Consider the following 544-nt stretch of genomic DNA (forward strand, 5'->3'; position numbering starts at 1 on the left):
TCACAACATCGTATTGCATACTGTCACGTTCGATGGTTTCTGTCATGGCGGTTCCTGTATTGTCGTTATTAAATTTAATCCGCTAATTATACAGCCTGGACATATAGTTACCAAATACAACAAAAGGCCGTCTGAAACTTTACTCAAATTTCAGACGGCCTTTACTGTATTCAAAAGATTATTGCGCTTTGGTTTCCGTTACAAAACCGATTTTACTGATGCCGGCTTCGCGCGCCGCTTGCAGGGCTTGGTTGACGTAATCGTATTCAACTGCTTTATCCGCCGCAATCGCCACAATCACATCTTCGTTTTTCGCTTTGGCTTCTTTCAGCTTGGCGGTTACCGTTGCCAAATCCACTTTGGTATCGGAATCGCCGCCAACGATATAAGCACCACTGGCATCAATGCTCAAACGCAAAGGATCTTTAGGCTGCTTATCCTCTTTCGCCGCTTTTTCCGAAGCAGTCGGCAACTCCAAAGGAATCGAGTGGGTCAGCACCGGCATGGTAATCATAAATACAATCAGCAACACCAGCATCACGTC

1 protein-coding gene is annotated in these 544 nt (G+C 45.4%); it reads right to left on the reverse strand.

From position 1 onward, the window contains the following. Positions 1-178: 178 nt before the first annotated feature. A partial coding sequence (locus ACTHUM_RS18310) for an ExbD/TolR family protein (protein WP_440403723.1) occupies positions 179-544 on the reverse strand: 366 nt, incomplete at its 5' end.

It is taken from the genome of Neisseria sp. P0021.S006 (genome assembly GCF_051956895.1).